The sequence below is a fragment of the Actinotalea sp. C106 genome (genome assembly GCF_023630195.1).
Taxonomy (GTDB): Bacteria; Actinomycetota; Actinomycetes; order Actinomycetales; family Cellulomonadaceae; genus Actinotalea.
Map to the genome: position 1 here is coordinate 1 of NZ_JALPKN010000127.1, position 9,007 is coordinate 9,007.

The following is a 9,007-nucleotide window of genomic DNA, read 5'->3' on the forward strand; positions in this document are numbered from 1 at the left end:
GGCGGCCAGGCCCACCACGGCCGCGGCGATAAGCACCCAGGTCGGCACCGGTTCGCGGCCCGCCGCCCAGAACTGCGCGAAGGGGCCCGGGGGCTCGGTGGCCCGGCGGGGCAAGGTCGCGGGTGGCAGGGTCGCCGCCCGCGTCGGCGTTGCCCCTGGGAGGGGCTGACCACCCGCCGGCACCGACGCAGAGGGAGTGCTGCTGGCCTCGGACGGGGTCCCCTGGTCGCTCATGATCGAGACGTTAGAGACTCACGGCCTGGTGCGGCGGCGTATCGCGCGGGAATCGCGGGCAGGTTGTGTGCGGCCCTGTGGAGAAGCTGTGCGGTCATGGGACGGTGATGCCGTGCTCCTCGAGGTAGGCGCGCTGCTTCTCGAGCGCCTCGAGCTCCATGGCTCGCTGTGCGGCGTAGTACTCGCCGTTCCGCGCCAGGTCGGCCGCCTGCTCTGCCGCGTCCAGGTCACCCATGCGTTGGACGAGGTCGAGGCTCTCCTTGCACGTCACATCCACGAGCCCGATGCGGACCTGCTCGTCGAGAGGGGCGTCAAGCACATCTTCGGGCAGCCACCCGTGGTCGAGCTCAGGCGGACGTACCCCGCTCTCAGTGAGGCACCGCTTCCACTCCGAGTAGATCGCGCGACCCTCATCGGTGTCCAAGCCCGATCCCCACCCGAGGCTCCCTGGCGCCCTCGCAACCTCGTCGAGCGCATCGAGGTCGAGCCCCAGGCCCGCGTCGACGAGTGCGCTCTCGCACTCGGCGATGGCGTCGACCTCCTCGTCCCCCAGCTGCCTTCCGTCCTCGGCATAGGCAACGTGCTCCAGCAGGGGGCGATACCCCTCGTCACGCACGTCACTGGACCGCCAGACGCCGTAGGGCTGCTTCCTCGAGGGGGAGTCCTGGACTGGTAGAGGGCCGTCGAATTCCCAGAGGTCGCTAAAGCCCTGGTCTTCCATGCAGCGTGACATGAAGTGGCGGTGCGCGTTCTGGCCGGCGGCCCGATCATGCGGCTCGAGGTCGAGCTCGTCCATCGGCATGGTGATCGTGCCGGCCTCGCGGTCCACCAGCGCCCGGGGCACCGGGGTCACCGTCTCGTTCGGCGAGGGCACCGCCGGCGCCACGGGCTCGTGGTCCGGTGCGAGCGCGGCGACCGCCGGGTAGGCCCCCACGGCGAGCACCACCACGACCCCCACGGCGCCCGCCGCCCGGGCGAGGCGCCGGCGTCGTCCCGCGCGCAGGACACCGACGCGGTCCACTGTCACGGGTGGCTGGACGTCGGCGAGCCCACGCAGCCGGTCCCGAATCACGTCGTCGTCCATCACTTCTCCTCCACCCGTCCCACGGAGAGCCCCTCGGCCCCGCCCAGCACCTCGCGCAGCTGCCGCAGACCCCGCGCGGCAGCCGACTTCACCGACCCGACGGAGATGTTGAGGTCATCCGCCACCTGCTGCTCGGACAGGTCGAGCACGTACCGCAGGACGACGACGCGACGGCGCTGCGGGCTCAACCGGGCCAGCGCCCTGACCAGCACGTCACGTTCCGCGTGCTCATCCTGGGCCCTGGCCCCGTACGCGCTGGCCGCACCGGACGTTGGCGGCTCGGCCATCTCCTCAGGGGCGACGAGGCTCTCTCGTCGGCGTCGCCGCCACATGTCGATCCGTGCGTTGGCGAGGGTGCGCCGCGCGTACGCCAAGGGATCCGTCGCTCGGGCGCGGGGCCAGGCGACGTAGGTCCGGACGAGCGTCTGCTGGACGAGCTCCTCAGCCCGGTGCCCGTCACCACACAGCAACCACGCCGTCCGGCTGAGGAGCGGTTCCGCCTCGGCCATGAACGCGGAGAACTCCGCGTCCCGCGCCCACCGGGCGCGAGCGCCGTCGGAGTGCTCGACCACCACCGGCTCCACGGAGGCCACCGGCACGTCCTCACCCACCGTCACCCCGCTCACCCATCCACCGCCGTGTCCATGTCCTATACACGCACCACCGGCCGTCGGAGTTGCCTGCGGTGAGGATCCTCTTCGTCAGCCTCGTCGACCGGTTCGACCTGAGCAGCCGCCTCCATCACGGTCGCGGCGTTCGTGGAGTCGTGGACCGGCCGAGCCGCAGCGCCTCAGCTCGGGACGAGGGTGTTCGCGAAGATCTGCCAGGCCAGGAGGGTCTTCGCGACGAGGCTGGCGGTGATGTACGCGCGCTCGCCGCGGAGGTAGTCCACGAACCTCCCGACGGGCCGGTACTGCAGCCACTGGATGAGCGCGAAGACGTTGAAGAACACGAAGATCGACACGATGATCCCGTAGACGAACCCCGGCGGCTCGGCCCCGCTCGTGGACCCCGGAGAGACCACGTAGACGAGGATCGCGAGCCACGGGACGGCTCCCGCGATGCAACCGAAGGCGAACGGGAGCCACCCGCCGTCGCCGGGCGTGTGGTACTTCTCCTGCAGCCAGCCAAACAGGATCATCGAGGCGTTCGCCCCGGCGAGCCCGAGCAGCGCGGCGACGTCGGTGATCCCGGTGATCTGCGCGATGAGGACGATCATCAGCGTGCTGGAGAGGGAGTACTCGACCCAGCGGAAGTAGTTGTGACCCTGCGTGAGGCCGGCGGTGTACCGGCCGAAGCCCCAGGGCGAGGCGACGATCGCGTGGAACAGCGCCGAGAGCGCGAAGAACCCGGCCACGGCCGGTCCGAGCGGCAGCTCGAGGATCTCCACCTGCTCACCGCCTGGGGTCCCGGGAGGGCCCGCCAGGTAGGTGGCCGTGACCGGTAGCGCGAAGTCGTTGGACAGGACCACGACGACGACCGCCTGGACGGCGTGGGCGAGCGCCGCGATCACGTTGTAGCGACGCAGGGCATGCAACCGCGGGGTCAGGTCCGCCGGCGAGGGCGCGACGTCGGCCGGCGGTCGGGTGGTCTTCGCCATGGGACGGGCTCCTGCGCTCGCCGCCGCGCCCCGGCCGTCCCGCGACACCTGCGGAGCTCCACGCTATCCGCGCAGGCGGGCGGGTGCCCGGTCATCGGTCGCTGGGCACGACAAAAGCCCCTGGCCTGCGGTGAGCAGTCCAGGGGCCTTCGTGCGGAGCCGCCTATCAGAATCGAACTGATGACCTTCTCATTACGAGAAGGATGCACAACGCCCTGACCTGGGATTTTGACCTGTGCATGGTGTGCGTAGGGTGCAGGCAGCGTGCTCAACGCGAGGGCTGCTGAGGTTCTGCGTGCAACGCCGGGGCTTGATGGTCACCGCGCTCCGAGGGGTCTTCGATCCGAGCCGACCCTGCCGATGCCTACCGCGCCACCGCCCGGTCGCGCCGAAGTCGCGGGGAGCCCCACACCCGGATCTGCCGAAGAGCGTGCTCTCACGCGCACGTCGGTGCACCCGCTTCACGACCGGGAGACCGTCAGGGGCGGGTCACCGGGGAGCGGCATGTCCGTGCTGACTGTGCGCGACTCCTCCTGCCTGGCCGGCTCTCTGCCACCCTGGCGTCGTGGCACATCATGATCGGGGGGCGAGAGGCCCGTTTGCCGAGCACCTGGCGGATCTGGTGGGGCTGCCCGTCTGGAGCCCACGTCAGGGGCACGGGAGCTTCCTCACGTTCGACTTCGGCGACTCGCGGCTCGACGCTTCGGGTCACGTCGACCGTGGCGCGTGGCATCTGTGGATCCAGATGGCCGCGTGGCGCATCGAAGACGCGAGCACCGTGCTCGCGGGCTGCGAGGACACCGGAGAGCTCATCGCTGTTGCGTTGGCCGTCATCGACGGGCGAGAACTCACATCTATCACCGCCACGGGCCCTGCGCTGGACACGGTCTTCTCGTTCTCGGACGTGCACCTGCGGACCTTTGGTCTGTCCTCGCGGCCGAGCGAGGACGATCGGCTCGACAACTGGTGGCTCTTCCGTCCCGACGACCAAGTGCTCGCCGTCGCCAAGGGCGGGACGTGGACCCTGACGCCGGCCGACGCCGCGTGACTCAGGGCGGTCAATCGAAGGCCAAGTCGGCGGTCATCGGCGCACGGTCATGCCGCAGAGCAGCACAGCCTGCGAGCCTGCGGCCCGTCGGTGAAGGCAGGTCGGTAGTTGTCAGACCCGCAGTAGGCTCCGCGGCATGGAGCGCGATCGCACGGCGACGGTCGTCGTCCTCAGCGCCGCAGTGATGCTCGTTCCGCTCGCGGCCTGCTCGGGGCCCGATGGCGGCGCTGGGCTGGTCGAGGGCGGCCCGATCGCCTACGTGACTCCCAGCTCGGACGCTGGCGACGGCGCTCTCCTTGAGGGAGCGGTCAGCGTCAACGAGACCTGTGTGCTCATCGTGGACGAGTTCGGCCAGACCTGGCTGCCGGTGTTCCAACGCCCGCGCACCACGTGGGACGGCACGACGCTCACCTACAACGGCGAGCGCTACACCGATGGAAGCCACATCCGGCTCGGTGGCGGTGGCAGCGCCGGCACCGGTAGCGCCGACTACGCCCCTGAAGGGTGCGAGTTCGACTATGCGTTCTACGTCGGCCCCTGACCCGACGCATACCGCACGGTCGTGCCGCACCAAAGGGTTGGCCGTGCTCGCCCGCGGGCCGGCCGCCGTCCTGCCGCCGGTGAGCACGGTGCCTTAGCGGTTGGGGTAGGGAGCGATGTCGGCCTGCCACTCATCTGCTGCCGAGAGAAGTCGGGCGCGGCTCATCTTGAGCGGGAGTGCGTACTCGTAGAGGTTCGGGGCCGGGTTGGGCATGGAGCCCGGTTCCATGGGTCCGGATTCCAGCGAGAGGTGTACGCGGAGCACGAGCTCGTCGGCGCTGATCTCCGCAACGCTGAACGCAAGGTTGGGCTCGGTGAACCAAAGGAGCCCGTCGTCCTCGGACGGTTCGTCCGTGGGCGCGACGTCGCCTCGGCTCGCGGCGGATAGCCACCCCTGGAGTTCGACGCAGTCCCACGTCGTCAGGCATGGGTCGTGGAACGACCAAGACTCACCGGTCGCGGTGCGCACCTCGCCTCGCACCAGAAGCCAGTTCGCGTCCCAGTCGCCTGGTGGTGCAGAGCCGCGACCGAACTGGTAGCCGGTGGGCCGTAGGGCCACACGGGCGCCGTCCTCCGAGTGCAGATTCACGCCCCGAGCGTGTCAGATCCATAGGGGTAGCGCAGGCCGCTCCGGTGCACGGTCATGCCGCATAGGGAGCGTCGCCGCGGCGGCCTTCCGCGTTGTCATCGGCGTCGGACGGTCCCGGGCTAACCTCGTTGGGTGTCCTCCAGGGCCGATCGGAAGAGAGCGCGCGATGCCGTGGCGACTTACCACGAGGTCCAGCTCGCGGCGCTGGTGGAGCGCGTCGCTGCAGCGGTCGACGGCTTCCGCGCCGGCCAGCTGGATGCGTTCCAGGTCGACCAGGTCCTGCTCCACTACTCCCGGGCAGCGAAGGAGCTGTGGAAGTTCTGCAACGTCGACGATGTCGAGCTCGCCGCGACCGCAGTGCGCGAGCAGGTGCACCTCGACTGGTGGGAGCGCGGGGCGCCACGGGGTCGATCGTGACCCGGCCGCGCGCAGGTCTCGAAAAGCGGTCATGCTCTCCTCTATCGCGGCACGCGTCGCGGACGAGATCAGCTGCTGACCCCTCAGCGATGCCCATCGCGCCTCGACGAACCCGCGCGGATCTGCCGCACGGCGTGTACCGATGTGCGTGCAGTTCACAGGGGGCCAGGAGCGATGGCGACCTGACCGTCGAGCAGCGGGATGGGGGTCGTCCCGGCGACGACCACGCAGGCTCGCTCCCACGGGCGTTGCGCCTGCAAGAAGCGCAGCTCCTGGGCCATCCACTCGTGCCAGAACGCGACGGTCTCCTCGGCGTCTCCGTTGACGCCCTGCGAGATGTCACGGGCGATACCCCGCTCCTCGGCCACGGCGAGGTCGGACTGCACCCACACCGTCGCATCGATCAGGTCACCCAGCTCTCGCTGGCTGGCTCCGACACCTTCGACGACGACGAGGTCCAGACCCGCAGGTACCTCGATCGTCCCGTCCCTCGCGTGCTGCGCCCATGCAGGTGGGCGAAAGGACACGCCCTCCCCCCGGCGCAAGGGCCGCAAGACGTGATCGGCCAGCAGGTGACCCCACGCGAAATAGGGCTCGTGCCAGGCGATGTCGTCGGTGTGGACGATCGCTGAAGGACTCACCTGCCGGCACAGGCGCTCAGCCAGCGTCGACTTCCCCGACGCGCCGCGTCCATCCACGGCCACGACTCGCGGCCGACCTGTCGGCGCTCCGGCCGCCTGCAACAGCAGCGCTATGAGAACTCCTTCAGGCACTGCTCTCCACGGGCCGGCAGCAGGCTCTCCCACGGGCAAAGTCATGGACATGGGTGTCATCCTTCTCCACCTCGTGTCGCTCGCGGGAACCCACGGCACCGATCGAACCGACGCAGAGCTCACTCCGCCGACCGCAGCCGCCCGGCTCTGACGCACTGAAGACGGCTACGCTCGCCTGGATCTGGCTCACTTCTTGACCGACGACCGTCTCATCGTGAGCGTTGGGAAAAGCCCCTGACCTGGTGTTTCATCCTGCGGTCCCGGCGGGAGCGGCCACAAGAGAACCGCTCGCGGGCAACGAGCGTGCAACGGCATCGGGAACGATGCACGACGAACCATCACTGGCCCGTGTTTGCGCAGGTCAGAGCCATATGTGCGGAGCCGCCTATCAGAATCGAACTGATGACCTTCTCATTACGAGTGAGACGCTCTACCGACTGAGCTAAGGCGGCGTGCCGTCGGCACCGGGGCGCACGACGAGCGGGGCCTACTGTACCGACCGTCGGGCGCTGGTCCAAAGCGGGTCAGCAGACCAGCCCGTCGGCCGGCAGCTCGCCGTCGACCAGGTAGTCGTCGACGGCGTCGGTCAGGCACTGGTTGGCGCGCCCGTAGGCGGTGTGCCCCTCGCCCTCCCAGGTGACGAGCACCCCGGACTCGAGCTGCTCGGCGAGGGCCTCGCTCCACACGTAGGGGGTCGCCGGGTCGCCCGTGGTGCCGACCACGAGGATGGGCGGGGCGCCCTCGGCGGCGATCGGTCCGCGCTCCCCGACCGGGGCGACCGGCCAGGACTCGCAGCCGATGCCGAGGGCGAAGTCGCGGCCGAAGGTCGGCGCCTGGGCAGCGACCTCGTCGGCGAAGGCCTCGAGCTCGGCGAGGTTCCTCGAGACCACCGGGTAGTCGAGGCAGTTGATCGCGTTGAAGGCGACCATCTGGTTGGACTGGTACTCCCCCTCGACGGTGCGGTCGAGGTAGGCGTTGGCCAGGTCCACGAAGTACGTGCCGGTGTTCTCGGTCATCGCCTCGGTCAGCGCCATGGTCAGCAGGGGCCAGTACTCGTCGTTGTAGAGGGTGACGACCACGCCGTAGAAGCCCAGCACGGCGTCGAGCTCGACGCCGTAGGCCGTCTCGAGGGGGCGCCGTTCGATGCGGTCGAGCAGCTCGGCGATCTGCGCCTTGCCGTCCTCGACGCTCCCGGTCAGCGGGCACTCGGCTCCGGCCTGGCAGTCCTCGACGTAGGCGGTGAGGGCCGCCTCGAAGCCCACGGCCTGACCGATGACGAGCTCGTCGTTGCTCGTCGAGGGGTCCAGCGCGCCGTCGAGCAGCAGACGACCGACGTTCTCGGGGAAGAGGTCCGCGTAGGTCGCGCCGAGGAAGGTGCCGTACGAGAAGCCCGCGTAGGCGAGCTTCTCGTCGCCCAGCACTCCGCGCAGCAGGTCGAGGTCGCGGGCGGCGCTCACCGTGTCGACGTTCTCCAGGAGGGGGCCGGTCTGCTGCAGGCAGCCCTCGCCGAAGGCCCGGAGGGTCTCGCGGGCCGTGTCCAGGTCCTCCTGGGTGTCCAGCGGCGGGTCGGCGAGCAGGAAGGCGTCGACCGTCGCGTCGTCCCCGCAGCTCACGGCCGTCGAGTCACCGACCCCGCGCGGGTCGAAGCCGACGACGTCGTAGGCCTCGAGGAGCCGGTCGCTGAAGATCTCGGTCGCGTACCCGACGAAGCCGGCGCCCGAGGATCCCGGCCCGCCCGGGTTGATGAGCAGGGAGCCGAGGCGCTGCTCGGTCGAGCCCGTGGTGGCCGAACGGCTGAGGGCGAGCTCGATACCACCGGCGTCGAGGTCCTCCCAGTCCAGGGGCGCCTGCACGGTCGCGCACTCGAGCTCCCCGCACTCGGACCAGGCGACCTCCTGGCCGTAGTACTCCTCGACGGTGCCGAGCGCGGGCGCTGCCGTGCCCTCCGGGGTGCTCTCGGGGTCGGGGGTGGTCTGCTCGACCGGCGCGACGCACCCGGCCAGGGCGAGGGCCATCCCTGCGATCGCTGCCGTGGGTCCCCAGGGACGACGGCGAGGGCGCGGCGCGGCGGGGCCGACGAGGGGCAGGGCGGGGGTGAGGGCGTGCGGCACGGGGTAACGGTAGCCAATGGACCTGGGAGGTCCGGCACGCTCATCCCTGCGGGCGCCGACCTCAGCCCTGCGGACCCTGGCCTCAGCCCTGGGGGCGGAGCGCGACGGCCATCGCCTCGATGGCCAGCAGCGGGGCGACGTTCCCCTCGAGCCGCGTGCGGGTCTCCCCGATGGCGTCCATGCGACGGATCGTCTGCTCGGGGGTGCTCTCCGCGGCGAGGCGGCGCACGTCGGCCTCCTGCGCAAGGTTCACCAGGCCGACCTCAGCCCCGAGCTGGACCACCAGCACGTCGCGGTACAGCGACAGCAGGTCGAGCAGAGAGCGGTCGAGCATGTCCCGCTGCGCCCGGGTCGCGCGGCGCTTCTGGTCCTCCTCGAGCTGGCGCACCTGGGCGCGCAGGCTCGGCGGCAGGGTCTGACCGCCCTCGGCCCCCAGCGTGTGCAGCAGGGCCGTCTTCTCGGCGGCGTCCCGGTCGGCGCTCGCAGCCTTGGACTCCGCGGTCGCGACCTCGACCAGGTCGGCGGCGGCGAGCACGGCGTCCCCCACGCCGCGGATCGAGGCCGCGAGCTCGAGGGTCCCGTTGCGCGGCGTACGGGCCTCAAGTCGGGGG

9 protein-coding genes, 1 tRNA gene and 1 pseudogene are annotated in these 9,007 nt (G+C 70.5%); 3 read left to right on the forward strand and 8 right to left on the reverse strand.

All coding sequences use genetic code 11. The annotated features are described in order from the left end of the window. Window positions 1-328: 328 nt before the first annotated feature. The 3 genes from L0B03_RS09940 to heR all read right to left on the reverse strand — a co-directional run bounded on the left by L0B03_RS09940 (window position 329) and on the right by heR (window position 2,918). Window positions 329-1,318 (reverse strand): hypothetical protein, encoded by a 990-nt coding sequence (locus tag L0B03_RS09940; protein ID WP_250445644.1) that lies wholly within the window; start codon window positions 1,316-1,318, stop codon window positions 329-331. Next, window positions 1,318-1,935, reverse strand: coding sequence for a SigE family RNA polymerase sigma factor (locus L0B03_RS09945; protein WP_374204929.1), 618 nt, complete (start codon window positions 1,933-1,935; stop codon window positions 1,318-1,320). Before L0B03_RS09945 ends, L0B03_RS09940 begins: the two co-directional genes overlap by 1 nt. Before the next feature lie 173 nt (window positions 1,936-2,108). Beyond that, complete coding sequence (gene heR / locus L0B03_RS09950; protein ID WP_250445646.1) at window positions 2,109-2,918, reverse strand: heliorhodopsin HeR; 810 nt, start codon at window positions 2,916-2,918, stop codon at window positions 2,109-2,111. 565 nt (window positions 2,919-3,483) lie between these two features. On the opposite strand from heR, the gene L0B03_RS09955 reads away from it, so the two are divergent. Next, complete coding sequence (locus L0B03_RS09955; protein ID WP_250445647.1) at window positions 3,484-3,966, forward strand: hypothetical protein; 483 nt, start codon at window positions 3,484-3,486, stop codon at window positions 3,964-3,966. A gap of 136 nt (window positions 3,967-4,102) precedes the next feature. Next, window positions 4,103-4,507 (forward strand): hypothetical protein, encoded by a 405-nt coding sequence (locus L0B03_RS09960; protein WP_250445648.1) that lies wholly within the window; start codon window positions 4,103-4,105, stop codon window positions 4,505-4,507. A 93-nt stretch (window positions 4,508-4,600) separates the two neighbouring features. Here the strand turns inward: L0B03_RS09960 and L0B03_RS09965 are convergent, their stop codons facing one another. After that, window positions 4,601-5,095 (reverse strand): hypothetical protein, encoded by a 495-nt coding sequence (locus L0B03_RS09965; RefSeq protein ID WP_250445649.1) that lies wholly within the window; start codon window positions 5,093-5,095, stop codon window positions 4,601-4,603. A gap of 171 nt (window positions 5,096-5,266) precedes the next feature. Between L0B03_RS09965 and L0B03_RS09970 the strand changes: the two genes are divergently transcribed. Further along, window positions 5,267-5,512: a hypothetical protein gene (locus L0B03_RS09970; RefSeq protein WP_250445650.1), complete on the forward strand. Its 246-nt coding sequence runs from the start codon at window positions 5,267-5,269 to the stop codon at window positions 5,510-5,512. A 155-nt stretch (window positions 5,513-5,667) separates the two neighbouring features. On the opposite strand, the gene L0B03_RS09975 is transcribed toward L0B03_RS09970, so the two are convergent. The 4 genes and pseudogenes from L0B03_RS09975 to L0B03_RS09990 form a co-directional block, all read right to left on the reverse strand. After that, a complete protein-coding gene (locus tag L0B03_RS09975) occupies window positions 5,668-6,039 on the reverse strand; it encodes a hypothetical protein (RefSeq protein ID WP_250445651.1) in 372 nt (123 codons plus the stop codon). A gap of 625 nt (window positions 6,040-6,664) precedes the next feature. Further along, a tRNA-Thr gene (locus L0B03_RS09980) sits at window positions 6,665-6,737 on the reverse strand. Window positions 6,738-6,809: 72 nt separating this feature from the next. Beyond that, a complete protein-coding gene (locus L0B03_RS09985; protein WP_250445652.1) occupies window positions 6,810-8,396 on the reverse strand; it encodes an alpha/beta hydrolase in 1,587 nt (528 codons plus the stop codon). Window positions 8,397-8,478: 82 nt separating this feature from the next. Then, a pseudogene (locus tag L0B03_RS09990) lies at window positions 8,479-9,007 on the reverse strand (DNA polymerase III subunit delta'); the annotation flags it as partial.

Excerpts from the sequence above, each read along its gene's own strand:
- L0B03_RS09960 (WP_250445648.1), top strand. The coding sequence starts at position 4,103 with ATGGAGCGCGATCGCACGGCGACGGTCGTCGTCCTCAGCGCCGCAGTG.
- heR (WP_250445646.1), bottom strand. The coding sequence starts at position 2,918 with ATGGCGAAGACCACCCGACCGCCGGCCGACGTCGCGCCCTCGCCGGCG.
- L0B03_RS09940 (WP_250445644.1), bottom strand. The coding sequence starts at position 1,318 with ATGGACGACGACGTGATTCGGGACCGGCTGCGTGGGCTCGCCGACGTC.